Below are 23,499 nucleotides of genomic sequence, written 5' to 3'. Positions count from 1 at the left end.
GGGATCCACGCTAGGGCGAAGCGTGTCGGCTGTCGAGGTTACGTAGTCATTTTTTCTGGATCAATCCTGATTCGCGCGGCAGCGAGCTTGGATCGCACCGACTGACGGGGTCCGGTTCCGCTGATATTCGGTACGCTGATGCCGTAGCATTCGCCGACGAAGGAGACCCAGCATGCCCGTGCCCTCAGCCAACCCGCCCGTCGAGCGTCGGTCCCTGCGCGAGGTCGCGGTCGAGCGCATCCGCACCGCCATCTTCGACGGCACGCTGGAGCCCGGTGAGCACCTCAACGACGGCGAGCTGCAGTCCTGGCTCGGCATCTCCCGCACGCCCATCCGCGAAGCCCTCAACGACCTCGCCCGCGTCGGTCTCATCGAGATGGCCGCGCAGCGCTACACCCGCGTCGCCCTGCCCGACCCAGCCCAGCGCACCGAGGTCATGCAGACCCTCGGCGCGATGCTCGGCGGCATCGTCCGCGTCACCGTTCCCGGCCTCGGCGCGACGCAGAAGAAGGCCCTCGTCCGCTCGATCAACCAGGTGATCGTCGTCGTCGAGCAGCGCGACATGGCCGAGCACGGGCGCCTCAGTTGGGAACTCTTCGACGCCTTCATCACCGCGTGCCCGAACGCCACCCTCGTCGCCGCGACGAAGGACATCATCGACGGCCTCACCTACCGGTCGTCCGCGACCCGCACGGAGGAGACGACCGACTGGGCCGCGAAGGAGCAGGGCTACCCGGAGCTGCGCCAGGCGGTCGAAGCCGGCGACGCGATCGCCGCCGAGCTCGCGGTCGAGAACATCTTCCGCCTGTCCGCTCAGCTGTAGCGGGCCGCCCTTCGACAGGCTCAGGGACCGGGACGTCACGGGCCGGGGTTCCGGTCACCGAGCCCGTCGAGGTGCCACGATCGCCCGCCCCGCGAACCCGAGCAACACCACCGCGCTCCCGACGGCCACTGACGTCGGGGGCAGGGTGCCCATCAGCAGCAAGCACCCGGCTGCACCCACCACGCTGACCGCCCGCGGATACCGTCGGTGTGCGCTCGTCTGCCGCAGCGCCGCCACATTCGCGACCACGTAGTACAACAGGACGCCGAACGAGGAGAAGCCGATCGCGCTCCGGAGGTCGACGAGCAGCACGAGCACGACGACGACGGCGCCCGCGAGCAGTTCCGCCCGGTATGGTGTCGCGAAGCGCGGGTGCACGGCGTCGAGCCACCGCGGGAGGTCGCCGGTCCTCGCCATCGCGAACGCGGTCCGACCCACGCCGGCGAACACGGCGAGCAACGCACTCAGACAGGCGGCCGCCGCCCCGACCCGCACGAGCGTCGACGCCCACGGCCACCCGTTCGCCTCCACCACGGCCGCCAGCGGCCGTGACGCCTGGGCCAAGCCGTCGGCACCGAGGGTGAGCAACGCCACCACGGCGACCCCTGCGTAGACCACCACCGCCACCGCGAACGCGATCCCGATCGCCCGCGGGATCGTCCGGGCCGGATCACGGACCTCCTCGCCGAGGGTCGCGATGCGCGCGTACCCGGCGAAGGCGAAGAACAGCAGGCCGGCGGACTGCAGCACGGCGAGCGGCCCGGCATCGAACACGAGCGACGCGGAACCGGTCACGCCCGCAGCCGGCCCGAACGCACCGGAGGTGACGACCACGGCGAGCACGAGCAGGACGCCCACGACGATCACCCGGGTCGCCGTCGCCGTGCGGGTCACGCCCAGGCAGTTGGTCACGACCACCAGGGCGACCGCGACCGCCGCGACCGGCCGACTCCACTCGACGGGCGCGGCGTAGGCAGCGAAGGCGGCGGCCATCGCCGCAGCGCTCGCGGTCTTCCCGACGACGAAGCTCCACCCGGCGGCGAACCCCCACCAGGGGCCGATGAGCTCGCGACCGTAGACGTAGCTGCCTCCGGCGGACGGCAGTTGGGCAGCGAGTTGCGCCGACGACATCGCGTTGCAGCAGGCGACGACCGCGGCGATCAGGAGCCCGACGAGCAGGCCTGCACCCGCCACCTGGGCGGCCGGCTGGAACACCGAGAACACGCCGGCGCCCATCATCGAACCGAGGCCGATGAACACGGCGGCGCTGGTGCCGAGTCGTCGCTGCAGTCCGGGAGCGCTCACCCGATCACGCTAGCGGTGCAGGGTGAACACCAGGGTCTGCGTGACGACTGCGTCGGTCACTGGCCTCGGCGGATGACCGTCTGCCGCAGGACGCGCAGCAGCCCGAGGAAGCCGAGGAAGCCGATGAACGCGGCGATCAGGTCGAAGACCCGGAGTCCCCCCGGCAGGGTCGGGCCAGCACCCGTCACGACGAGGACCACGGCGATCACCATGGCGGCGATCGAGATCAGGGTGCCGACGATCTCCGCCGTCACCCCTTGGACGAGTCCCTTCGCGGGTTCATCGGCGAGGCCCTTCAAGGTCACCCCGACCGTGCCCTGCTCGAGCCCGGAGAGCAGCGCGTCGAGTCGGCGCGGCAGGTTGCGGGCCAACGCGGCCGACACCGCTGCCTGGGCTTGCAGCGTCACCGCCGTCTGACGGATCGACCGGGCACGCCGGAGCAGTCGCGGCACCATGGGCAGCGCCTGCTCGAACATGTCGAAGTCCGGATCCAGGGCCTTGAGGCAGCCTTCGAGCGTCGCGAAGCTGCGGAACGCGGCCGCGAGGTCACCGGGCAGGGCGATGTGGTGCTGGCGGATGACGTCCAGAAGGCGGCTGAAGATCGAACCGTCGCCGCCAGGGCGGTGTCGTTCGGTGGTGATGACGATGCCCACGTCGTGGCGGAGGGCGTCGAGGTCGGCGTCCTCCGGCAGGTCCACGATGAGGAGGAGCGCGTCGGTCGCGGCGATGTCGTCCTCGCTGACGGTGGCGAGCATCACCGCGGTGAGCCGCTGACGTTGGCTGCGCTCGATGACACCGACGGCGCCGAAGTCGATGAGGCCGAGCGAGCCGTCCTCACGGAGGATGACGTTCCCCGGGTGCAGGTCGGCATGGAAGACGCCGTGCACGAGGATCTGTTCGAGCACGACCTCCATGAGGCCCGTTGCGAGCGCCTGCCGTTCCTCCAACGGGATGGTCGCGATGCGCTCGCGGGCGCGGCTGAGGGGGAGCCCGTCGACGAGGTCCATGGTGAGCAGCCGGGCGCCCGACGCCGCCGGGTAGACGCGCGGGACGGTGATCCGGACACCCTCGTCGTGCTCGTCGCGTCGCTTGAGGGTGCTGCGGATCATCTCCACGTTGCGGGCTTCGATCCGGTAGTCGAGCTCCTCGAGCAGCGTCGAGGTGAACGCTCGGGCGACGGAGGCGAGGCGGAGGTTCTGCCCGAACTTCGTGTGGGTCTCGGCGCGCTCGGCCAGGCGGACGACGATGTCGGCGTCGGCCTCGACCTGCACCCGAGCGGCGGGACGCTGGACCTTCACGACCACGGGCGTGCCGTCGAGGAGCTCGGCGGTGTGCACCTGCGCGACGGAGGCGGCGGCGAGCGGTTCGGAGTCGATGGACGCGAACACCGTGTCGATCGGCGCCCCGAGTTCGGTCTCGATGACGACCTCGACCTCGTGCCACGGCAGCGTCGTCGCCTCCGACTGCAGGGAGGCGAGCGCGCTGAGGTACGGCTCCGGCACGAGGTCACGGCGTGTCGACAGCACCTGCCCGAGCTTCACGAAGGTGACGCCGGAGTCGTTGATCGTCGCGATGATCGCGTTGGCGCGCTGCTCGCTCGTGGTGAGTTCCAGCTGCACCCGGGATCGGCCGTGCACGAGCCAGCCGGCACCGTGGCGGGAGGCGATCGTGAGGATCTGCAGGTAGCGGCGGGTGCGACGACGGCGCCGGATCGCCGAGCGGACCACGTCGATCGGGTTCATCAACGGGCGGGTGGGGATGATCACCTCGATGGCGACGAGGACACCGAGACCGAGGGCGAAGATCCAGCCGATCGCGAGGAGGGCGACAGCGATCGCGGCGAACGCGGCGCGGGCATCGTCGGCCTGGCCGTCCTGGAGGAGGCCGGTCTGTTGGACGAGCCAGCTGGCGAACGGGGGACCGGTGACGAACACGACCAGGCCGACGACGATGCTGCGCGGCCAGCCGACCGGGGCATCGAGCACGCGACGGGCGGCGAATCCGAGGAGGAGCGCGGAGACGATCGCCAGCACGATGGTGAGCGCATCAGTCAGCATCCGGCATCCCCTCGTCGGTCGAGCGGTCGGCTCGCCCCGTCCGCCAGCGTATCCGGCTGAGCTGAGCGCGCGCGAGCGGTCGTCGCTCGTCTACATTCGACTCATCACCCGAGCCGATCATCGGAGTCCCCATGCTTCCCCCGACCAACCTGTGGGCGTTCGCCCTGGCGTCGCTCGCGCTGATCGTCATCCCCGGGCCGAGCATCCTCTTCGTCATCGGACGCTCACTCGCGCTCGGACGGAAGGCGGGTGTCCTCAGCGTGGTCGGCAACGCCCTCGGGATGCTGCCGGCGGTGGCGCTCGTCTCCCTCGGCGTCGGGTCGATCGTCGCCGAGTCGGTCGTCGTGTTCACCGTCATCAAGCTCGTCGGAGCCGCATACCTCGTGTTCCTCGGTGTGCAGGCGATCCGTCATCGCAACGACCACGCGCGCACCCCGGAGACGACGAAGGCGCGTCCGTCCTCTGGGCGGCTTCTGGGCGAGGGCTTCCTCGTGGGTGTGACGAACCCGAAGACGATCGTGTTCTTCGTCGCCGTCCTCCCCCAGTTCGTCGCCTACGACCACGGGGCGATCCCGGTGCAGATGGCCATCCTCGGACTTGTCTTCTTCGCGATCGCGCTCGTGAGCGACAGCGTCTGGGCGCTCACGGCGGGGACGGCGCGGGCCTGGTTCGCGAGGAGCCCGAAGCGTCTCTCGAAGCTGACCGCGGGCGGTGGCGTGATGCTGATCGGCCTCGGTGGCACGATCGCGTTGACCGGTAGCAAGGCGTAGCGCTGCGAACGTGCGCGGGACGCTCGCGCTGGGCTGGGCGCACTGGCAGCGGGACGAGGTCAGCCCGTCTGGAACGCTCCCGACGCCGTGTACGCGGCGAACAGTCGTAGGACCTCCACGGTCGGACCGTGCATCGGAGCCGGCGGGTCGGTGAGTGGAGCCCACCGGAACTCGAGGACCTCGCCCACCTCGGCGCGCAGTGAACCTGTCCAGCTGCGCGCGACGAAGCACATCGCGAACGCATGGACGCGGTCGCCGTTCGGGTAGTCGAGGACGTGATGCTCGGTGGCTGAGAGGCAGGCGAACGGCTCGAGGTCGCCCTCGTCCACCCGCAGGCCGGTCTCCTCGGCGAGCTCCGTGACCGCCGTCGCCGCGAACCCACTCCCCGGTTCGCAGCTGCCAGCCGGGATCTCCCACAGCCCGGTGTCCACCCTGCGCTGGAAGAGAGCGTTGCCGTCGTCGTCGAGGACGAGCACCTGGGCACCCGGGAGTGCGAGGAGCCGGTGCCCGACCAGCTGCCGCAGCTCCCAGAGATCGCTTCCGACGTAGCCCATGCGCGGGAGTCTAAGCGGCTCGGTCGCTCCGGCGAAGCGTCACCCGAGAGGGTCGCGGCGACGGATGAGCTCCTGCAGCCGCTCGAGCTCAGCGGTTGACGTGCTCGACAGCCACGCTCAGGTGTCGATGCGGTGGTCCTGGATGGACTCGTAGGTGACGCGGAGCGACTCCGCTGCGACGTCGTAGCGACGCTGGGCGACACGGATGAACAGCAGGTCGACGAGCGCGAGTTGCGCGATGCGCGAGGACATCGCCCCGGAACGGTAGCGGCTCTCCCTGGCCTGCGTCACGAGGACGAGGTCGCAGCGGCTCGCGATGGGGGAGTCGGGGAAGTTCGTGATGCACACCGTCGTCGCCCCGGCGGCACGGGCGAGCTGCATCGCCTGCTCGGTCTCGACCGTCAGCCCCGAGTGCGAGATGCCGATGGCGACCCCGCCCGGCCCGAGGAGGGCGGCCGACGGCAACGCCAGGTGGGCGTCGACGAAGGTGTTGGCCGGCATGCCGATCCGGTACAGCTTCTGGTGGAGGTCCTGCGCGGTGAGGTTCGAGGAGCCGAAGCCGATGATGTCGATGCGCGGCGCAATGAGCAGCGCGTCCACGACCGCGTCCAGGGCGTCGCGGTCGAGCGAACGGGCGGTCAACTCGATCGCCTGCACCTCCTGGTACGCGACCTTCGCGACGACCGTCTCGACCGAGTCGTCCGGGTCGATGTCGGCGTCGTCGACCTCGAACCGGTCACGCTCCGCCTGCTCGCGGCTCGTCGACGTCGCAACCGCCACCCGGAACTCCCGGTACCCGGTGTACCCGATCGTTTGGCAGAACCGGGCGACGGTCGCCTGCGAGGTGCCGCACGCCTTCGCGAGCTCCGTGATGGTCAACTCGACGACGAGCGACGGGGTGCCGATGATCGTCTCGGCGACGCGCGTCTCGGCGGCACTCAGGCGAGGGATCGCCTGGCGGAGCACCAGCAGCGCGTCAGTGGACATCCGAGGCGGCCCCCGTCGTGGCGTGGGCTGCGATGGCCGCGCTGAGGGACCCGTCGCCGCTGCGGAGGCGGGCGACTGCTTCATCTGCGGCGATGCCGGTCACGAGGACGAGGATAGCGGCCTTCACCCAGCCGTCGACGGATGCGAGCGTCGCAGCGGCCGTGGCGGCGTCGACCTCGGTGGCCAGCATGACCGTCCGTTCCGCGCGCGCCCGCAGCTTCTCGTTCGTCGCACGAAGGTCGACCATGAGGTTCCGGTACGTCTTCCCGAGACGCACCATCGAGATCGTCGACAGCATGTTGAGCACGAGCTTCTGCGCCGTCCCCGCCTTCAACCGCGTGGAACCCGTGAGGAGCTCCGGCCCGACGACCGCCTCGATGCCGATGTCGGCGTCACGCCCGAGCGGGGAGCCCGCGTTGCACGACAGGCCGATGGTGATCGCGCCGACCGAGCGCGCGTACTCGAGGGCGCCGAGGACGTAGGGCGTCCGGCCGGACGCGGAGACACCCACGACGGCGTCGTCCGCGGTGATCGACAGCGACGCCAGATCCGCTCGCCCGAGGTCGTCACGGTCCTCCGCGTTCTCCACCGCCTGCTGGATGGCGCCGGGGCCACCCGCGATGAGTCCGACGATGAGCCCGGGATCGGTGCCGAAGGTGGGCGGGGCCTCACTCGCATCGAGGATGCCCAGGCGTCCCGCCGTGCCGGCACCCAGGGAGATGAGTCGGCCACCGCGACGGAGCCGGTCGACGATCGCGTCGACGGCTGCGGCGATCTCGGGTGCCACGGCGGCGACGGCCTCCGGGACGGACCGGTCCTCCTCGTTCATGGCCGCGACGAGCTCACGCGTGGTGAGGGCGTCGAGGTCGGGGACGCGTTCGCCCACCTGCTCGGTGGACATCGTCGCGAGCTCGGCGCGGAGGGAGTCGCGTCCGGAGGCCTGCACTGTGGTGATCGGTCCCCGCCCTTCGACAGGCTCAGGGACCGGTGGTCGGCCTGACGAGGAGCCCTCAGACGGCGTGGACATCGTCGCGCACGACCCTTCCGGCGTAGGAGATCGCCGTGTCGAGGGCCACGAGCCTGGCACCGTCCAGGGCGTCGCCCCGAGGTCTGACGAGGTCGACGCCGACCTCGCGCATGGCCGTCGCGAGGTGGGCGGCGAAGTAGGGCTGTGAGGCGATGCCGCCGACGACGCACACGGCACCGCTACCGGCAGCGGCGGCGCTCGCCGCGAGATGTGCACAGGCGGCGTCGACGATGTCGGCGGCGACCTGGTCGCCCTCCTCGGCCCGGGCGATGACCGTCGGGGCGAAGGTGCCGAGTTGGCGGGCCGGCGCCCCGGTGCTGGAGACCCAGAGCGGAAGCGCCGGGATCGTGCCGGCGAGTGCCTCGGCGTCTGCGAGGAGCGCGGTCGCCGGGCCGCGACCGTCGAACGCGCGCATGCACGCCTCGAGGCCCTCCTGCCCGATCCATCGGCCGCTGCCCTCGTCGCCGAGCCAGGGTCCCCAGCCGTCGATCTGCTTGACGGCACCCGCCGCGTCGACGTCGAACACGACGGCACCGGTCCCGGCGATGAGCACCGTGCCCGGACCACCCGCGAAGGCGCCGGCGTGGGCCGCGAGGGCGTCGTTCACGACGGCGATCGTGGCACCGAGCGCCAGGCGGAGCTCCGCGGTGAACGCGGCGACCTGGTGCGGGGCGGCTTCGACCCCTGCAGCGCCGATGCCGACGTGCCGGACCTCCGCCAGAAGAGCGGCCGGCAGCTGCGAGACCGTGTCCATGACCGCCCGAGCCGAGAGCTCGGCACCCTCGTGGTCGGCGAGGCCGGGCGCGCCGTGGCCGTGGGCCTCGGCGAGGACGGTCGGCTCCTCGGCGGAACCGCCGGTGATGCGGGCACGGCAGGACGTCTTCCCGAGATCGATGGCGAGGACGGGATGTGCGAGGTGGGTCATGATCCGTTCCGGTGGTGCTGGTGGTGCGATGGTGCGGCGGTGGTCCCCGAGGCGAGGAGCTCCGTGACCCGGTCGGCCGAGGCGCGTGACGCTGCGAGACAGTCGATGACGGGGAGTGGGAGCCGGAGGTCCTCGGCGAGTGGCAGGCCGACGCTCACGACGACGGCGTCGGGTCGGATCGTCGCGACACGCTCCACGGCGAGCCGCTGCGGGGTGTCGTCGTCGAGGCGGTCCGCCAGGAGGGCGACGCCGTGCTCCGCGGGGATCGTCTCGAGGAGCAGGGACAGCTCGTCGGAGGAAGGTGCCTCCGTAAGGGGATCCGGAGTCCGGAGACTCGGGCCGGCCTCGAGCCGCGTCACCTCGAACCGTTCGGCGAGCGACTCGGCGAAGGGGTCGTGCGCCGAGGCGACGGCGAAGGTCGGTCGGTCGCGGAGGTCGACGAGCGTGATCGCCGAGGCGTCGACGGTGACGTCACCGCGGACCCGCACGACCCGGCGGATGGCGTCGGCGAAGCACCCTTCGACAAGCTCAGGGACCGAGGAGTACTCAGGGACCGAGTCGCCGGTCCCTGAGCCTGTCGAAGGGGCGACCGTCGCGGCGAGCCGCGCGACGCGGGCGGCTGCGCGCTCGACGACCGCCCGGTCGAGAACCCCGTCGGTGATCGCCGCGCAGACCGCCTCGAACACCTCGAGGTAGTCGTCCTCGTCGGTGGTGGCTCCCTGTTTCGGTCCGAGGTTCGAGGGGTTGCCGATGCAGAGCAGGTCCACGCCGGCCTCGAGCGCGAGGACCGCCCCGCGTCCGGAACCGGTGGTGGAGCGGATCGCGGCCATGTCGAGTGCGTCGGAGATGATCACGCCGTCGAAGCCGCTCTCGCGAAGTCGGCGGAGCGGGATCGGGTTGAGGGTCGCCGGTGCGTCACCGAAGGCGGGGACGACGATGTGGGCGGTCATGACGCTCGCGACCCCGGCCGCGACGGCAGCGTCGAACGGCGGCAGGTGCTCGGCCTCGAGCTCCGCCAGGTCGAGATCGATGCGGGGGAGGTCGAGGTGCGAGTCGCTCGCGGTGTCGCCGTGGCCGGGGTAGTGCTTCACGCAGGCGGCGACCCCACCCGACTGCAGCCCCTCGACCATGGCGGCGACGTGGCGGGACACGAGCGCCGCGGTGGTGCCGAACGAACGTACGCCGATGACGGGGTTCGCCGGGTTGGTGTTCACATCGGCGACGGGGCCGAGGTCGACGTTCGCCCCGGCCGAGCGGAGTCGGCGCGCGAGTTCGGAGCCGACGGCTCGGGTGGTCTCGACCTCGTCGAGCGCACCGAGCTGGGCGTGCCCCGGCAGCGTGGACCCGGTCAGGGCCTCGAGACGGGAGACGTTGCCACCCTCCTCGTCGACACCGATGAGGATCTCCGGTCGGTGCGCACGGAGCGTCGCCGAGAGCGCCTCGACCTGCGCCGGATCGGCCGAGAGGTTCTGGCCGAAGTAGACGACGCCGGCAAGACCACCGTCGAGCTCGCGCAGCAGCCAGTCCGGGGCGGTCCGGCCGAGAAACCCCGGCCAGAGGACGCCACGGACCAGCCGGGCGACGTCGGGGTCGGTCATCCCTTCACCGCTCCGGAGACGAGGCCGCCGGAGAGGCGTCGCTGCACGAGGATGAAGAAGATCATGACCGGGATCGTGATGATCGTCGACGCCGCCATGACCGAGCCCCAGTCGTTGGAGTTCAGCCCGAAGAACTGCTTGAGGCCGATGGCGACCGTGTAGTTCTCCGTCGAACCGCCGAGCAGGGTCATCGCGAAGATGAACTCGTTCCAGGCCGTGATGAAGCTGAACACGCTCGTCGCGACGAGGCCGGGGGCCACGAGCGGGAGCATGATCGAGCGGAACATGCGCCACCAGCTGGCGCCGTCGAGGAACGCGGCCTCTTCGAGCTCCACCGGGACCGCCGCGACGAAGCCGCGGAGCATCCAGATGCCGAACGGCAGCGCGAGCGCCACGTAGACGATGATGAGCCCGAGCAGCGTGTTGAGCAGCTGCAGGTCGCGGATCTGCACGAACAGCGGGATCACGAGCGCCTCGAGCGGCACCATCTGCACGACGAGGATCATGAGCAGCACCGCGGTGCGGAACTTGAACCGGAATCGGGCGACCGCGACCGAGGCGAGGAGCGCGACGGCAGCGGAGATGAGCACCGTCGCACCGGCGACGATCGCGGAGTTGCGGAGGAAGACCGCGAACCCGCCGTCGGTCAGGACCGACTCGAAGTTCGTCAGCGACAGTTCCTTCGGGAAGAAGGACTGGCCACCGCTCGACGCCTGCGCATCGAAGGCGCTCGAGAGCATCCAGTACGCCGGGAAGAGCGTGAACACGAGGAGCAGGGTGACGAGGACCGCCTTGACCGTGTTGGAGCGGATCTTCCGACCGCTCGCCTTCCGGTGCATGGGGACCTGCGGCTTGGCGGATCCGTCGGTGCCCGGGCCCTGAGCCTGTCGAAGGTCGTTGGTGGGGGCGGGGGCGTGGGTTGTCACAGTTCGTCCTCCTTCATGAGGGCGCGGATGTAGACGATCGTGATGCCGAGCAGCACGAGGGTCAGCAGCACCGCGATGGCCGAGCCGAAGCCGTACCGGTTCTGCCCGAAGGACTCCACGTAGGACCACACGCCGAGGTTCAGCACCTCACGGTTCGAGCCGGAACCACCCGGCATGAGGTAGATCTGCGCGAACACCTTGAAGTCCCAGATCGTCGACAGGATGATCACGACCGAGAACACCTGGCGCAGCGACGGGAAGGTGATCTGGAAGAAGCGGCGGAACGCGCCGGCCCCGTCCATCTCGGCGGCCTCCAGCATCTCCTTGGAGACGCCGAGCAGACCGGCCAGGACGGTGATGGCCACGAACGGGAACCCGTGGTGGATGACGTTCAGCAGCGCGATGCCGTAGAACGTGAACTGGTTGGTGAACCAGTTGAAGGGCTCGTCCATGAGCCCAGCGCCCATGAGCGTCTGGTTGACGATGCCTCGGTCGGCGTCGAAGATCCAGACCCACACGTAGGTGCCGGTGACGGCGGGCATCGCCCAGGCGACCATGATGGCGCTGCCGACGATGGTGCGCCAGAAGGAGCCGAGGTTCGCCATGAGGAGGGCGACGAGGGTGCCGAGGACGACCGTGCCGATGACGGCGGCCGCCGCGAAGAAGACGGTGTTCGGGAGGACGACGGTCCAGAGCGTCGGGTCCGCGAAGACCTCGGCGTAGTTCGCGCCGCCGTTGAAGTTGGTGTCGCCGGAGACGATCTCGCGGAGGCCGTAGTCCTGCAGGGAGAACAGCACGACCCGGATGAGCGGCCAGAGCAGGAGGACGGCGAGGATGAGGAGCGCCGGCGTGAGCAGCAGCCAGGGGCGGGTGCGCATGAGGAGCCGCAGCCGCTTGGGGGAGGGGCCCCCGGCCACCCGCGAAGCGGGGGCTTCGCGGGTGACCGGGGGCGGGGTGAGGGTCGACACGATCGGCTACTTGCCGTTCATGATGTCGTCCATCTCGGTGGCGGCGTCGGTCGTCGCCTGGTCGACCGACTTGCTCCCGGAGAGGATGGCCTGGATCATCGCGTTGGTGGTCTTCTTCGCCTGCACCGCACCGAACTTCGGGGTCACGGGGAGGGAAGCGCCGCCGTCGACGAACTGCTCGGCGAAGGGCTTCACCAGCGGGTCGTCGCTCTCGGTCGCGTCGCTGAGCAGCGAGGTCTGGCCGGGGAAGTACCCGGTCTGCTCGGCCCACTCGGAGGCGTACTTGCCGGTCGTCATCATCTCGATGAACTGGAACGCGAGGTCCTTGTTCTTCGAGGTGTTGAACATGCTGAGGTGCGAGCCACCGAGCACGGAGGGCGACATGCCACCGTCCTCACCCGGGATCGGGATGGCGGCGAACTTGCCTTCCAGCTCCGGGTTCTTCTGCACGATGGTGGCCGGGGTCCATGAGCCCATGATCGCCATGGCGACCTTGTCCTGCACGAAGTTGTCGAGGACGTCGGTCTCCTTCCAGGTGGTCGCACCTGAGGAGGAGAGGTCGTACTTCGTCGCCAGGTCGGTCCAGAACTGGATGCCCTTGCGCGAGTCGTCGCTCGCGAGCTGGGACTTCCAGGTGTCGCCGTCGAGCTCGGAGACCTCGCCGCCGGCGCCCCAGACCCACGGGTAGGCCGTGAACTCGGCGTCACCGGGGACGGGGAACGGGATCATGTCGGGCTTCGCGGCCTTGATCGCGGTTCCGGCGTCGATGATCTCCTGCCAGGTGGTCGGCGCCTTGAGGCCGAGCTCCTCGAAGACGTCGGTGCGGTAGACGATCGAACGGACGCCGGCGTACCAGGGCATGCCGTAGAGCTCGCCGTCGTAGGTGCCGGAGTCGGCGAGGCCCTTGACGAGGTCGTCCTTCAGGCCGGCCTTGTCAACGTAGTCGCCGATGGGGGCGAGCGCGCCGGCGTCGGCGAACTCGGCCGTCCAGGTGGTGCCGGTCTCGGCGACGTCCGGAGTGGTGTTGCCGGCGATGGAGGTGACGAAGCGGTCGTGGGCGTCGGCCCACTGCACGTATTCGACCTTCAGGGTGGCGCCGGTCTCCTTCTTGAAGGCCGAGCCGACCTCCTTGAAGAAGGCCTCGGAGTCGGGGTTGGTGCCCTGCATGATCCAGACGGTGAGCGTCTGGCCGTCGGCCGAGACGTCGCCTGAGCCGGATCCGCCACCGGCACAGGCGGTGAGGCCGAGTGCCGCGGTGGCGAGGACGGCCAGCGGAAGGGTGCGCTTGCGCATGGTGCTGCTCCTCGATTCTGGGATCGGGAGTCCGAGCCGTCGTTGGCCCGGGATCCGTGATGACCGTGGGGTCGATCCCTGCTGTTTTCAGTGGGTGTGGAAACAGTATTCAATAAGTACAGGGAGCTTGCAAATATTTTCCAGCACTGCAACACTGTCGTTACCTGCGTGACGTGCGTGTTTCGCGAAGCTGCGAGAACCGTGTGCGGACGGGGTGCGCGGTGCCGCACGAGCGGCGTTCCGGAGGGGCGCTCAGGCGGTGCGGACGATGATCGCGCGCATCGCCGCAGCGGCCGCATCACCGTCGCGTCGCTCGACGGCGACCGCGAGGTCCCGGTGCAACGCCGCGTCGTCGAGGTCGATAGCACCGGCCGCAAGTCGGTCGACCCGGTCCAGGAGAGCTGCGTCGATGGCGCCCCCGACGCGGTCGAGGAGCGGGTTCGCGGCAGCCTGGCGCAGCAGTCGGTGCAATCGGAGGTCGGCGTCGAGGAAGGCTTCGACGTCTTGGACCGCCGCAGCATCGAGGAGCGCGTCGCCGATCGCGCGCAGTTCGAGCGCGTCCGTGTCACGGCGTCGATGCGCCGCCAGGCGGGCGCACTCGGGCTCGGTGGCGGCGCGGAGTTCACGGATCGCCAGCAGGGTCGCGTCGCGCCGTCCGCTCGCGAGTGACCAGCGGAGCACGCGTGGCTGCAGCCAGTCCCATCGCTCCGACGGCTGCACCGTGTGGCCGACGTGGGCCTTCCCTTCGAGAAGGCCGAGCCCGCCGAGGACTCGGGTCGCCTCACGGACGACGGAGCGCGAGTGCCCGGTCCGCACGGTCAGCTCCTCGACCGTGCACACGGCGCCGGGCGGGAGTCGTCCTTCGACGATGTCGGAGCCGATGCGGTCGAGCGTGCGCTCGAACGCCGAAGCGCCCGGTGAGCCGGCGACGGTCATCGCGCGACGGTCGGGCGGGTGGGGGAGATGACCAACTCGTCGATCCGGACGTGGGCGGGGCCGTCGAGGACGAAGGCGACCGCGCGGGCGATGTCCTCCGGGGTCAGCATCGTCTCCCGGGCTGCGGCGTCCGGCACCTGAGGTCGCATCGAGAGGAAGGGGGTGTCGACGTCGCCGGGGCAGAGGTGCGTCGCACCGACGCCGTTGACTCCTTCCTCCTCGTTCAGCGTGGCGCAGAGGGAGGACAGCGCGGTCTTACTCGCGCTGTAGGCGACGCCACCCTTGGTGGAGAAGCGCCACCCGGCGAAGGAGGAGATGACGACGACCCGGCCCTGTGCCGCACGGATCCCCGGCAGTGCGAGGTCGATCGCGCGGGCCACCGAGGTGAGGTTCGTGTCGACGATCGTCGCGAACTCGGCCATCGACTGGTCGTCCCAGCGCCGCCGCGGCGCGTTCGATCCCGCAGCCGTCACCAGGTCGTCGACCGTCCCGCATGCGGCGACGATGCGCTCGTGGGCCAGGGCGAGTGCTGCGGGGTCGGTCGCGTCGGCTGCTGCGGCCACGGCCGTGCCGCCAGCCGCCGTGATCTCCGCCACCGTCTCGTCGAGCGCCTCCGGCCGGCGGCCGGTCACCGCCACCCTGCGCCCGGAGCGGGCCGCGGCCAGCGCGACCGCCCGTCCCATCCCGCTTCCGCCGCCGGTCACCCACAGCACTCGATCCGTCATGGCTCCAGTGTAGGTACGGTATGCCATTCGTATGTTTTAATCGCCTGGCATGGACGGCGCTGCGGTCCGCCATGCGACGACTGGACGGAGACATCGATGTTGCTGGATCTGACGGACCGCCGGGTCATCGTGACCGGGGGAGCGCGAGGGATCGGCCGGGCGCTCGCGGAAGCGTTCCTCGCCGAGGGTGCGCGCGTCGCGGTCCTCGACCTCGACGTCGCCCCGCTCGACGACCTCCTCGAGACGTGGGGTGACGCGTTCGCCGCGATCCCGTGCAACGTCCGGTCCGAGACCTCGGTGACGGAGGCGGTCGCGGAGGCCGCCGCGCGCCTCGGCGGGATCGACGTCCTCGTCAACAACGCCGGCGTCAACGTCGAGGCGTTGCTCGAGGAGACGAGCGACGACGCCTGGACGGCGTGCTTCGACGTGAACGTCGGCGGGGTCTTCAGAATGTCGAAGGCCGTCATCCCCTATCTGAAGGGACAGGGGTCGGGCCGGATCATCAACGCGGCGAGCTTCGCGGCGATCATCCCGAGTGTCGGCAGCGCGGCGTACGCGGCATCGAAGTCGGCGGTGGTGCAGCTGACGAAGGTCCTCGCCAGCGAACTCGGCCCGTGGGGGATCACGGTGAACGCCTACGCGCCAGGCATGGTGCCGACCGCGATGAACGGCTTCGCCGAGCTGCCCGCCGATCGGCAGGACGCCTTGCTCGACACCCTGTCGCTGCGCCGGTGGGAGGAGCCGGAGGATGTGGCGAACGTCGTCCGCTTCCTCGCGAGCGACCAGGCGGGCTACCTCACCGGAGCGTTGATCGACGTCAGCGGCGGCAAGTTCGCGACCCAGTTCCCGGCTCGCGCCCGCAGCTGATCCGCGCGGATCCGGTGGCCGCTGCCGGGCGGTCGGAACGGCCGATTCCGCCTCGCCTGAAGCGACAGTCGTCGGGTCGACGCGCCCGGGGGACGGTTCCTGAGCACGGATTCGCAGCCAGCCCGAAGGACGCTTACGATACCGTGGACGGCACATCCGGAAGCCCGCTGAGCGGGTCCCCGGACGGCAGTCGAGTGGGCTGACCGGGGCAGGTCCACACCCCGCATCATCGTCGGGATCACCATCTGGAGCAGAGGAGTTCGGTCAGCCGTGGCTTCACGAGTGCAAGTGTCCGAGCGTCGCCGATCACGCGATGCGCGTCGAGGGCGCCACCGGGCCGCAGCACCGATCGAACCGTTCACCCGAGGGTTCAGTGCCCTCGGCGAGCTCGCCGCCTCGGGCGCGCAGGTCAGCCTCCGGATCAACGACATCACGACCGGCGAGATGCTCATGTCGGCCGACGACCACGTGGTCGTCCCCACCGCCTCGATCGGCAAAGTCCTCCTCCTCATCGAGGTCGCAGCACGGCTCGGCGACACCGACTTCAGCGGGCTCACCATCCTCGACCGCGAACCGCTCGACGCGGTCGCCGACTCCGGGATCTGGCAGCACCTGCAGGCACCGTCCCTGCCCGTCGCCGACCTGGCGGCGCTCGTGGGTGCCACGAGCGACAACCTCGCTACGAACGTCCTCCTGCGTCACATCGGCCTGGAGGCCGTCCGACACCGTGCCGAGGAGATCGGGCTCAAGCGGACGGCGCTGCTCGACATCGTGCGCGATCACCGGGGCCCCGACAACGCACCCCAGCTCTCCGTCGGGTCCGCCCGCGAGCTCGCCTGGCTGTTCCAGGCCCTCGCGACGGGTGAGATCGTCGACGCGACCACGAGCCGTCGCGTGCTGGCGTGGTTGTCGCTCAACACCGACCTCTCTCTCGTCGCCTCGGGGTTCGGCCTCGACCCGCTGGCCCATCGCGAACCCGACCACGGCATCCAGCTCTTCAACAAGACCGGTTCCGGCGTGGGTGTGCGCGCCGAGGCGGGCATCCTCCGTGGCCCGAACGGCGCCGTGAGCTACGCGGTGTGCACGAGCTACGACGACACCGAGCTCGGAACGCGACTCGGCGTCGTGGACGCCGTCCGCACCCTCGGCCAGGACCTCCTCGAATACGTGCACTGACCTCACCCGGTCCCTGAGCCTCACCCCCGGTCCCTGAGCTCACTCCCCCCCCGGTCCCTGAGCCTGTCGAAGGGCCCGGTCCCCGAGCCTCACCCCCGGTCCCTGAGGTCACCACCCCCGGTCCCTGAGCCCAACCCCGGTCCCTGAGCTTGTCGAAGGGCCTCAGTCGATGTACCCCGAGGCCGCCAGTCGCTCGAGCACTTCGCGTCCCGCGGGCGGGCAGCGGTCGAGCGACTCCGTCCCCACCCAGTGCACGGCGCTCACCTCGGCCGAGGGCTGTGGAACCGCGTCCGTCTCCGCCGCGAAGACGTGCATCCGGACGAGCCGGCCGTCCGGTTCACCGTGGGCCTGCGTGAGGACGGTGAACAGCGGCGTCACGCCGGCCGGGTCGAGCTCGACCGCGATCTCCTCGCGGGCTTCGCGCACCGCGGCCTCGGCAGGCGTCTCGCCCGCGTCGATCTTCCCGCCCGGCATGTAGAGGACGTCGCGCCCCCGGGCCGTGACCATGAGCACCCGTCGGTCGCGGACGATCGCGACGGCGGACACGAGGATGTCGGCGAGCGGTCCGCCCCCGCCTCTGGTCAGATCGCTCATCGGGTCGTCGATCCGTTCCGGTCGTGGTGCGCGTCTCGCGGTTCGGCGAACCCGTCGACCGCCAGCTCCACCGCCTCCCGGAGCTCCCTCGCGCTGAGGATGACGAAGTGGCCGGGGACGGGCAGGAGCACATTCGTCGCCCCGGGCAGCACGCTGCTCGACGGGACGTGGGGGTCGAAGGTGCTGTAGATCGAGACGATGTCGGCGTTCACGTCGTGGGGTGCGCCGAGGGCGACGATGGTCTCGTCGGTCGGCAGGAACGCGCGGAGGCTCGGGTCCACGACGTACTTGGCGAGCACCGACCCGGAGAAGGGTGAGCAGATCGCGACGACCCCGAGCAGCCCGAGACCTTCGCGATCGGTGAGCAGGAGTTCCTTCCCGACGAGGCCCCCTTTGCTGTGTGCGACGATGACGCAGCCCGCGTTCGGCTTCGGCAGTCTGCCGAGCGCACGGGCGAAGCGGGCCGCGGTGTCGCGGATCGGCTTGCGGTTGTAGCCGAGGCCGCGCGCGATGCGGATGCGGTACCCGGCGGCGTTCAGGTGGTCGGCGACCGGCTTGAGGAAGGCCCAGGTCTCGTAGACGCCCGGGATCAGGACCACGACCGGGCGAGCGGTGTCGCCGCGGCCGTACTCCCGCGGGATGCGGCCGCTGAAGAAGGCCCTGGTGTGCCACGCGACCGAATGGATCCAGTCGACGGCGACGATCCCGGCGATGCTCAGTGCCCCAGGACGTTCCGCGACGGGTGGGGCCTCTGCGAGCGCGACATCGTCGGCATCCGCCACCGATTCCTCGTCCATCCGCACCCCCTCGTCCATCTTGCCATCGGACGGCATGGTCGCCGTGCTCGGTCGGGGTGGCGCGAGCCCAGTCCTCGAGCGGGAACGCGGGTTACGCTGTGTTGACAAGGCGACGGTGCGCTGCAAGCATGAGTCCGTTCGTCGAACCCCTATGCGCGAGGTGCACCCACATGACCGATCCGAACTCCGGCCAGCCGAACGACCCGTACGGTCAGGGCCAGGCTCCCCAGCAGCCGCCCTACGGCGAGTCGCAGGTTCCGCCGGCTCCGCAGTACGGGGAGCAGGCGCCGCAATACGGTCAGCCCTCGCCCTACGGCGAGCAGCAGACCCAGCAGTACGGCGAGCAGCCGAAGTACGGTCAGCAGCAGTCGCCCTACGGAGAGCAGCAGCAGAACCCCTACGGCCAGCCGCAGGCTCCGTACGGTCAGCAGCAGAACCCCTACGGCCAGCCCGCAGCGCCCTACGGTCAGCCGCAGGCTCCGTACGGCTACGCGCAGCCGGCCGGCCAGAAGACGAACGTCATGGCGATCATCTCGCTCATCGCGCCCTTCGTCGGGTTCGGCGTCGTCGGTCTCGTCCTCGGCATCATCGCCCTGGGTCAGATCAAGCGCACCGGTGAGCAGGGCCGCGGCCTCGCGCTCGCCGGCACGATCGTGAGCGGTGTGTCGGTCCTCGCCGGCGTCATCGTCATCATCTTCTACATCCTCATCTTCGCCGGCATCATGGGCACGGCGGCCACCTACGACTACGACAGCTACTGATCCACGGCCTGCTCGGCAGGCGGATCACGACGGGCATCGGCATCGCGCCGGTGCCCGTTCGTCGTTCTTGCGGTTCGCGCCCTTCGACAGGCTCAGGGACCGAAGCACTGCGGCTGGCGGGGACCGAAGCCGGCTGGTCCCTGAGCTTGTCGAAGGGCGGAACCCGTCGGAGCCTAGGAGGCGGAGGCGGCCGAGTCGGTGTCGGTGACCGGCACGACGGCCGCGGGAGCCTGCGGAACCTCGATGCCGAACAGCGTCTGGAGCGCCGCGGTGTACGCGGCCTGATCGCCGTTGCGGGCGAGGTTGCGCGCCCGGACGGTCGGTTCGTGCAGGAGGACTCCGGCCAGGTGGCGCAGGGCGCGGGCGGTCGAGCCGTCGTCGTCGCCGCGTGCCGTCGCGCGTGCGACCTCGGCTTCGACCAGGGCGTGCACGTGGCTGCGCAGGGCGACGACCGCGGGCTCGAGGCTACGTTCCTCGCCCACCGCGGCGAACTTCTGGGCTGCACGGCTGACGATGGAGCGAGCGACCTCGGTGGCCTGCAGCTCTTCGAGCGGCGCGTGGATCCGGATGGTCTCGAGGTCGAGGAGGACGACACCGGCGACCGTGGCGACGTCGGGGTCGACGTTGCGCGGCAGCCCGAGGTCGATGACGAGCTGGGCCGAGGCGTGCGGCACGGGGCACTCCGCCGCGGCTTCCGTGATGACGTCGTGGACGAGCTCCGAGACCCCGGTGGGCTCGAGCTCGGCGGCCGGCGTGGCGGCACCAGGCACCAGGGAGAGGACGGGTGCGTCCTGCGCGGCACCGGCGCGGGCGCGGTGGTCGGCTGCGACCGCTGCGCGACCGGCGCGGAGCAGCGAGGCGTCGACGACGTGGCCCTCGGCGGTGGTGCAGGTGACGATGATGTCGACCTCGCCGGTGGTGCGCGCGAGCTCGTCCTGGCCGATCCAGCCGATCTCGTGCGAGCGAGCGAACTTCTCGGCACGGCCGGAGGGCGAGTGCACGAGGACGTCGGTGACGCCGCGGTCGCGGAGGGCCGCGAGGCTCGCTCCCGCGTAGGCGCCGGTGCCCACGAGGAGGACGCGCTGCGTGGCCCAATCGTCGATCCGGCTCTCCGCGAGGTCGAGGGCGAGTCGCACGATCGAGCGGCCGGCACGGCCGAGCGGCGTGCGGTTCTTGATGCCGCGGGAGGTCTGCGAGGCGCGCTGGAACAGGCGCTCGAGTTCGGAGCTGGTGGTGCCGCCGGCCCGAGCGGACTCGAGCGAACGCCTGACCTGCCCGGCGATCTCGCCCTCGCCGACGACGACGGACTCGAGCCCGGCCGACACGGCGAAGAGGTGCTCGGCGGCCGCGGTCCCGACGCTGAGGTCGAACACCTCGCGCAGCTGCTCGGCGGGGATGCCGGTGGTCTCGCTGACGGCCTCCGCTGCGGCCTCGAAGGCGACGGAGGCGGCTGCGGTGACGGGCTCGTCGAGGTCGATGTAGGCCTCGAAGCGGTTGCAGGTGGCCACGACGACGGCCCCGGAGACGCATTCGTGGTGGGCGACCAGGCGCGCGGCAACGCCCTCCGCGCCGACTGAGAGTCGTTCGAGGAGGTCGAAGGTGGCGTTCTTATGGCTCGCCGTCACACACATGAGCACCCGTCGAGTGTACCCGAGCGGGCACGTCGGCCTCTCCGGGAAGCCACCCAGGTGACCCTCACCGAGCGGCCGGCTCGCCGCACTCGTGCAGGAGGGAGATGGGAGGATGGAGGGGTGAGTCTTCCACCCGAACATCCCCTGGTCACCGGCACCACCGAGGCGTCGCCCCTCATCACCGCGTACCGCGGCACCCGTCCCGAGCGGACGCCCGTCTGGTTCATGCGGCAGGCCGGTCGGTCGCTGCCCGAGTACCGCGAGCTCCGGATCGGTACGGCCATGCTCGACGCCTGCCTCGACCCCGAGATGGCGAGTGAGATCACCCTGCAGCCGATCCGTCGCCACGGCACGGACGCGGCCATCTTCTTCAGCGACATCGTGGTGCCGCTGAAGCAGGCCGGGGTCGCGGTGGAGATCGTGCCGGGTCGCGGTCCGGTCATGGGCTCCTCGGTGCGCACGGCCGCCGAGGTCGACGCGCTCGTCGCCCTCGACCCGGCAGTCCTCGACGACACCCTGGAACCCATCCGAGCCGGCGTCGCACGCACGGTGGCGGGGCTCGCCGGCATCGGCGACGGCGCCACGCCGCTCATCGGGTTCGCCGGCGCACCGTTCACCCTCGCCGCCTACCTGGTCGAGGGCGGCCCGTCGAAGGACCACCTCGCCGCCCGTACCCTCATGCACGCCGACCCCGAGTCCTGGGCTCGGCTCATGGCCTGGTGCGCCGACGTCACGGGCCGTTTCCTCCGGGCACAGATCCTCGCCGGTGCATCAGCGGCGCAGCTGTTCGACTCCTGGGCCGGCGCCCTGTCGCTCGACGACTACGAGCGGTACGTCGCTCCGGCCTCCCGAGCGGCCCTCGCCCACGTCGCCGATCTCCCGGTGCCGAAGGTGCACTTCGGTGTCGGCACGGGCGAGCTGCTCGGAGCCATGCACCGGGTCGGCGCCGACGTCGTCGGGATCGACTACCGGCTCGCGCTCGACGAGGGCATCCGCCGCCTCGGCGGGACGGTCCCCGTGCAGGGCAACATCGACCCCGCGCTCCTCGCCGCCCCCTGGCCGGTGCTCGAGGCGCACGTGCTCGACATCCTGCAGCGCGGCACGGCGGCACCGTCCCACGTCCTCAACCTCGGCCACGGCGTCCCGCCCGAGACCGACCCGGACGTCCTGACGCGCATCGTCGCCCTCGCCCACGATTGGCAGCCGGCATGAGCCTCGAACCGAAGCGTCTCGTCGTCATCGGCGGTGGCGCGGCAGGCCTCGTCGGCGCGGTCGACTGCGCCAGGGTTGGGATCGCGGTGACGGTCGTCGAGGCGCAGGAGGCGTTCGGGGGAGCGCTCGCGGCCGCAGACGTCGCCGGTCTCCGGGTCGACGTCGGGGCCGAGAGTTTCGCGACCCGTGGCGGCTCGGTCGCCGAACTCATCGAGCAGCTCGGCCTGACCGACCACGTCGTCCGACCCAACCGGGCCGGCGCCTGGCTCCACGTCGCGAAGCCTGGTCAGGCCCAGCGGAGCGTGCCACTTCCCAAGGCCGGTCTCCTCGGGATCCCGACGAACCCCCTGGCGGACGACGTCCGCCGGGTCATCGGTTGGAAGGGCGCGCTGCGCGCGTACCTGGACCGCATCCGTCCGCCGCTCACGATCGGTTCCGAGCACAACCTCGGCGCGCTGGTCAGGAAGCGGATGGGGACCGCCGTCCACGACCTCCTCGTCGCCCCCGTCACCTCGGGCGTCTACTCCGCCGCTCCCGACGACCTCGACGTGGACCGCGCGGCTCCCGGGCTGAACCAGGCCCTGACGCGCACGGGCGCACTCTCGCTCGCGGTCGCGGCGCTCCGGGAGAACGCTCCCGCAGGCGCAGCGGTCGGCGGTCTCGACGGCGGCATGACCGTGCTCGTCGACGGGCTCGTCGCCGAACTCGAACGGTGGGCGTCCACGCTCATCACGGGCGTCGCTGTCACGGCGATCTCCCGGCACCCGTTCGACATCGACGTCGACGGTCCAGGCGTCGGGCTCGGCGACGCCGGACTCCCTCGCATGAGCGAACGTGCAGCAGACCCCGGAGCCAGGCCTGCCCCTTGGTACGTCGCGCTGACTGACGGGCGGGTCCTCGAAGCGGACCTCATCCTCATCGCGGCGCCCGAACAGTCCGCCCGTGCCCTGCTCGCCGACGTCGGTCCGTCCCTGCGCGAGCTGCCGGCGGCCGGCGACGACGCGGGCGACCCACTGCTCCCCGCCCCGATCGAGCTCGTGACGATCGTGCTCGACGAGCCGGCCTTGGACGCGGCGCCCCGTGGCTCGGGGCTGCTCGTCGCGCCGGGCTCGACCCTCCACGCGAAGGCGCTCACGCATTCGACCGCCAAGTGGGCCTGGCTCGCCGGACGTGCGAGGGAACAGGGGGAGCACCGACACGTGATCCGCTTGTCGTTCGGTCGTCAGGGGGAGGCCGACGCGACCAGCGAACTCTCTGACGACGAGTTGCTCTCGGTCGCGCTCGCCGATGCGTCGGCCATGCTCGGTGTCCCGCTCGACCCGGACACCGTCCGCGGCTTCCACCGCATCTCCTGGACGGGGACGCAGCCGACCGCGGCGCGCGGGCAGCGCGAACGGTCGAACGCGATCCGCGAGGCCGTCGCTGAGGTCCCGGATCTCGCGGTCACCGGCGCCTGGTTGTCCGGCACCGGACTGGCCTCGGTCGTCCCGGACGCCCACGAGGCGGCCGCGCGTCTCCGTCACCAGGCACTGCAGCGGTAGACGACCGGCGGCGGCCATATGCCCGA

At 70.8% G+C, this 23,499-nt stretch carries 22 protein-coding genes; 7 read left to right on the top strand and 15 right to left on the bottom strand.

Features of this window, described 5'->3' with window-relative positions; genetic code table 11:
* The first annotated feature begins 172 nt into the window (after positions 1-172).
* Positions 173-823, top strand: a complete 651-nt coding sequence (locus tag ITJ57_RS18375) for a GntR family transcriptional regulator (RefSeq protein ID WP_194671415.1) — start codon at positions 173-175, stop codon at positions 821-823.
* A 54-nt stretch (positions 824-877) separates the two neighbouring features.
* On the opposite strand, the gene ITJ57_RS18370 is transcribed toward ITJ57_RS18375, so the two are convergent.
* Complete coding sequence (locus tag ITJ57_RS18370; protein ID WP_194671414.1) at positions 878-2,128, bottom strand: amino acid permease; 1,251 nt, start codon at positions 2,126-2,128, stop codon at positions 878-880.
* A gap of 56 nt (positions 2,129-2,184) precedes the next feature.
* Positions 2,185-4,185 carry an AarF/ABC1/UbiB kinase family protein gene (locus ITJ57_RS18365; RefSeq protein WP_194671413.1) on the bottom strand — a complete coding sequence of 667 codons (2,001 nt, stop codon included), beginning with the start codon at positions 4,183-4,185 and terminating at the stop codon, positions 2,185-2,187.
* Positions 4,186-4,316: 131 nt separating this feature from the next.
* Between ITJ57_RS18365 and ITJ57_RS18360 the strand changes: the two genes are divergently transcribed.
* A complete protein-coding gene (locus ITJ57_RS18360; RefSeq protein ID WP_194671412.1) occupies positions 4,317-4,955 on the top strand; it encodes a LysE family translocator in 639 nt (212 codons plus the stop codon).
* Between the two features lie 59 nt (positions 4,956-5,014).
* Here ITJ57_RS18360 and ITJ57_RS18355 read toward each other — a convergent pair whose 3' ends face one another.
* The 10 genes from ITJ57_RS18355 to ITJ57_RS18310 all read right to left on the bottom strand — a co-directional run bounded on the left by ITJ57_RS18355 (position 5,015) and on the right by ITJ57_RS18310 (position 14,894).
* Complete coding sequence (locus ITJ57_RS18355; protein ID WP_194671411.1) at positions 5,015-5,509, bottom strand: NUDIX domain-containing protein; 495 nt, start codon at positions 5,507-5,509, stop codon at positions 5,015-5,017.
* 117 nt (positions 5,510-5,626) lie between these two features.
* Positions 5,627-6,496, bottom strand: coding sequence for a MurR/RpiR family transcriptional regulator (locus ITJ57_RS18350; RefSeq protein ID WP_056782271.1), 870 nt, complete (start codon positions 6,494-6,496; stop codon positions 5,627-5,629).
* Entirely contained in the window at positions 6,486-7,442 is a 957-nt protein-coding gene (gene murQ, locus ITJ57_RS18345; RefSeq protein ID WP_370582495.1) for an N-acetylmuramic acid 6-phosphate etherase, read from the bottom strand. The genes ITJ57_RS18350 and murQ overlap by 11 nt, the downstream gene beginning before the upstream one ends.
* 64 nt (positions 7,443-7,506) lie before the next feature.
* The gene (locus tag ITJ57_RS18340) at positions 7,507-8,448 is read right to left on the bottom strand and encodes an N-acetylglucosamine kinase (RefSeq protein WP_194671409.1); all 942 of its coding nucleotides are present in this window, start codon (positions 8,446-8,448) and stop codon (positions 7,507-7,509) included.
* On the bottom strand, positions 8,445-10,046 hold the full coding sequence (locus ITJ57_RS18335) for a glycoside hydrolase family 3 protein (protein WP_194671408.1): 1,602 nt from the start codon (positions 10,044-10,046) through the stop codon (positions 8,445-8,447). The genes ITJ57_RS18340 and ITJ57_RS18335 overlap by 4 nt, the downstream gene beginning before the upstream one ends.
* Positions 10,043-10,885: a carbohydrate ABC transporter permease gene (locus ITJ57_RS18330; protein ID WP_056011910.1), complete on the bottom strand. Its 843-nt coding sequence runs from the start codon at positions 10,883-10,885 to the stop codon at positions 10,043-10,045. Before ITJ57_RS18330 ends, ITJ57_RS18335 begins: the two co-directional genes overlap by 4 nt.
* A gap of 83 nt (positions 10,886-10,968) precedes the next feature.
* A complete protein-coding gene (locus tag ITJ57_RS18325) occupies positions 10,969-11,940 on the bottom strand; it encodes a carbohydrate ABC transporter permease (RefSeq protein WP_370582494.1) in 972 nt (323 codons plus the stop codon).
* Between the two features lie 6 nt (positions 11,941-11,946).
* On the bottom strand, positions 11,947-13,233 hold the full coding sequence (locus ITJ57_RS18320; RefSeq protein WP_056010615.1) for a sugar ABC transporter substrate-binding protein: 1,287 nt from the start codon (positions 13,231-13,233) through the stop codon (positions 11,947-11,949).
* Between the two features lie 252 nt (positions 13,234-13,485).
* Positions 13,486-14,169, bottom strand: coding sequence for a FadR/GntR family transcriptional regulator (locus tag ITJ57_RS18315; protein WP_194671407.1), 684 nt, complete (start codon positions 14,167-14,169; stop codon positions 13,486-13,488).
* Positions 14,166-14,894 (bottom strand): SDR family oxidoreductase, encoded by a 729-nt coding sequence (locus tag ITJ57_RS18310; RefSeq protein ID WP_194671406.1) that lies wholly within the window; start codon positions 14,892-14,894, stop codon positions 14,166-14,168. Before ITJ57_RS18310 ends, ITJ57_RS18315 begins: the two co-directional genes overlap by 4 nt.
* A gap of 96 nt (positions 14,895-14,990) precedes the next feature.
* Here ITJ57_RS18310 and ITJ57_RS18305 point away from each other — a divergent pair, with 96 nt between their 5' ends.
* Both ITJ57_RS18305 and ITJ57_RS18300 read left to right on the top strand, forming a co-directional pair.
* A complete protein-coding gene (locus tag ITJ57_RS18305) occupies positions 14,991-15,761 on the top strand; it encodes an SDR family NAD(P)-dependent oxidoreductase (protein WP_194671405.1) in 771 nt (256 codons plus the stop codon).
* 270 nt (positions 15,762-16,031) lie between these two features.
* Positions 16,032-16,937: a serine hydrolase gene (locus ITJ57_RS18300; RefSeq protein WP_194671404.1), complete on the top strand. Its 906-nt coding sequence runs from the start codon at positions 16,032-16,034 to the stop codon at positions 16,935-16,937.
* A gap of 162 nt (positions 16,938-17,099) precedes the next feature.
* Here the strand turns inward: ITJ57_RS18300 and ITJ57_RS18295 are convergent, their stop codons facing one another.
* Positions 17,100-17,531, bottom strand: coding sequence for an NUDIX domain-containing protein (locus ITJ57_RS18295; protein WP_194671403.1), 432 nt, complete (start codon positions 17,529-17,531; stop codon positions 17,100-17,102).
* Positions 17,528-18,328 carry a triacylglycerol lipase gene (locus tag ITJ57_RS18290; RefSeq protein WP_194671402.1) on the bottom strand — a complete coding sequence of 267 codons (801 nt, stop codon included), beginning with the start codon at positions 18,326-18,328 and terminating at the stop codon, positions 17,528-17,530. The genes ITJ57_RS18295 and ITJ57_RS18290 overlap by 4 nt, the downstream gene beginning before the upstream one ends.
* A gap of 170 nt (positions 18,329-18,498) precedes the next feature.
* Between ITJ57_RS18290 and ITJ57_RS18285 the strand changes: the two genes are divergently transcribed.
* On the top strand, positions 18,499-19,089 hold the full coding sequence (locus ITJ57_RS18285) for a DUF4190 domain-containing protein (protein WP_194671401.1): 591 nt from the start codon (positions 18,499-18,501) through the stop codon (positions 19,087-19,089).
* 173 nt (positions 19,090-19,262) lie between these two features.
* On the opposite strand, the gene ITJ57_RS18280 is transcribed toward ITJ57_RS18285, so the two are convergent.
* Complete coding sequence (locus tag ITJ57_RS18280; RefSeq protein WP_194671400.1) at positions 19,263-20,726, bottom strand: glutamyl-tRNA reductase; 1,464 nt, start codon at positions 20,724-20,726, stop codon at positions 19,263-19,265.
* A 114-nt stretch (positions 20,727-20,840) separates the two neighbouring features.
* Between ITJ57_RS18280 and hemE the strand changes: the two genes are divergently transcribed.
* The gene (gene hemE, locus ITJ57_RS18275) at positions 20,841-21,932 is read left to right on the top strand and encodes a uroporphyrinogen decarboxylase (RefSeq protein WP_370582493.1); all 1,092 of its coding nucleotides are present in this window, start codon (positions 20,841-20,843) and stop codon (positions 21,930-21,932) included.
* The gene (locus tag ITJ57_RS18270) at positions 21,929-23,473 is read left to right on the top strand and encodes an NAD(P)/FAD-dependent oxidoreductase (RefSeq protein WP_194671398.1); all 1,545 of its coding nucleotides are present in this window, start codon (positions 21,929-21,931) and stop codon (positions 23,471-23,473) included. Before hemE ends, ITJ57_RS18270 begins: the two co-directional genes overlap by 4 nt.
* Positions 23,474-23,499 lie beyond the last annotated feature (26 nt).

Source organism: Plantibacter sp. VKM Ac-2880, assembly GCF_015351235.1.
GTDB lineage: Bacteria > Actinomycetota > Actinomycetes > Actinomycetales > Microbacteriaceae > Plantibacter.
This window is presented reverse-complemented; position numbering and strand designations above follow the sequence as displayed.

What these genes read in the sequence shown, in the direction of transcription:
- ITJ57_RS18375 (WP_194671415.1), top strand. Translation starts at nt 173, where the DNA reads ATGCCCGTGCCCTCAGCCAACCCGCCCGTCGAGCGTCGGTCCCTGCGC.
- ITJ57_RS18365 (WP_194671413.1), bottom strand. Translation starts at nt 4,185, where the DNA reads ATGCTGACTGATGCGCTCACCATCGTGCTGGCGATCGTCTCCGCGCTC.
- ITJ57_RS18360 (WP_194671412.1), top strand. Translation starts at nt 4,317, where the DNA reads ATGCTTCCCCCGACCAACCTGTGGGCGTTCGCCCTGGCGTCGCTCGCG.
- ITJ57_RS18355 (WP_194671411.1), bottom strand. Translation starts at nt 5,509, where the DNA reads ATGGGCTACGTCGGAAGCGATCTCTGGGAGCTGCGGCAGCTGGTCGGG.
- ITJ57_RS18350 (WP_056782271.1), bottom strand. Translation starts at nt 6,496, where the DNA reads ATGTCCACTGACGCGCTGCTGGTGCTCCGCCAGGCGATCCCTCGCCTG.
- ITJ57_RS18340 (WP_194671409.1), bottom strand. Translation starts at nt 8,448, where the DNA reads ATGACCCACCTCGCACATCCCGTCCTCGCCATCGATCTCGGGAAGACG.
- ITJ57_RS18335 (WP_194671408.1), bottom strand. Translation starts at nt 10,046, where the DNA reads ATGACCGACCCCGACGTCGCCCGGCTGGTCCGTGGCGTCCTCTGGCCG.
- ITJ57_RS18330 (WP_056011910.1), bottom strand. Translation starts at nt 10,885, where the DNA reads ATGCACCGGAAGGCGAGCGGTCGGAAGATCCGCTCCAACACGGTCAAG.
- ITJ57_RS18320 (WP_056010615.1), bottom strand. Translation starts at nt 13,233, where the DNA reads ATGCGCAAGCGCACCCTTCCGCTGGCCGTCCTCGCCACCGCGGCACTC.
- ITJ57_RS18315 (WP_194671407.1), bottom strand. Translation starts at nt 14,169, where the DNA reads ATGACCGTCGCCGGCTCACCGGGCGCTTCGGCGTTCGAGCGCACGCTC.
- ITJ57_RS18310 (WP_194671406.1), bottom strand. Translation starts at nt 14,894, where the DNA reads ATGACGGATCGAGTGCTGTGGGTGACCGGCGGCGGAAGCGGGATGGGA.
- ITJ57_RS18305 (WP_194671405.1), top strand. Translation starts at nt 14,991, where the DNA reads ATGTTGCTGGATCTGACGGACCGCCGGGTCATCGTGACCGGGGGAGCG.
- ITJ57_RS18295 (WP_194671403.1), bottom strand. Translation starts at nt 17,531, where the DNA reads ATGAGCGATCTGACCAGAGGCGGGGGCGGACCGCTCGCCGACATCCTC.
- ITJ57_RS18290 (WP_194671402.1), bottom strand. Translation starts at nt 18,328, where the DNA reads ATGGACGAGGAATCGGTGGCGGATGCCGACGATGTCGCGCTCGCAGAG.
- ITJ57_RS18285 (WP_194671401.1), top strand. Translation starts at nt 18,499, where the DNA reads ATGACCGATCCGAACTCCGGCCAGCCGAACGACCCGTACGGTCAGGGC.
- ITJ57_RS18270 (WP_194671398.1), top strand. Translation starts at nt 21,929, where the DNA reads ATGAGCCTCGAACCGAAGCGTCTCGTCGTCATCGGCGGTGGCGCGGCA.